Genomic DNA, 403 nt, shown 5'->3' with positions numbered 1-403 from the left:
GAGTACGGCGGGCGGAACGCCAGTGAGTCAGCTATCGATCCCTAGCCCATCAATCGAAGCGTTTCATCTTGGACCGCTAACCATCCACATCTACGCCCTATGCATCCTCGCGGGCATCGTCGTCGCCTATATCAGTGGTGGGCGTCGCTATCAGGCTCGTGGCGGTGAGGAGGAAAAATTTGAAGAATTGTGCGCCCTGGCTGTCATTGCCGGAATTATTGGTGGACGGCTTTACCACGTCATTACCGACCATCAGCTGTACTTTGGCCCGGGTCGGACGTGGTACCACTGCTTCTTCATCTGGCAGGGTGGCCTAGGCATCTGGGGGGCCATTTCTCTAGGTGGTCTAGCGATCTGGCTATATTGCCGCCGCAAGGGCATTCGCTTCGCGTCCGTGGCAGAT

General features: G+C 57.1%; 1 protein-coding gene. It reads left to right on the top strand.

What is annotated here, in order from left to right; genetic code table 11:
* Positions 1–22 precede the first annotated feature (22 nt).
* A partial coding sequence (locus tag I6F16_RS37750) for a prolipoprotein diacylglyceryl transferase family protein (protein WP_225174810.1) occupies positions 23–403 on the top strand: 381 nt, incomplete at its 3' end.

The sequence above is a fragment of the Bradyrhizobium sp. IC4060 genome (assembly GCF_020193715.1).
Taxonomy (GTDB): Bacteria; Pseudomonadota; Alphaproteobacteria; order Rhizobiales; family Xanthobacteraceae; genus Bradyrhizobium; species Bradyrhizobium yuanmingense.
The sequence above is the reverse complement of the archived record's forward strand: the minus strand, read 5'-3'. Positions and strand labels throughout refer to the sequence as shown.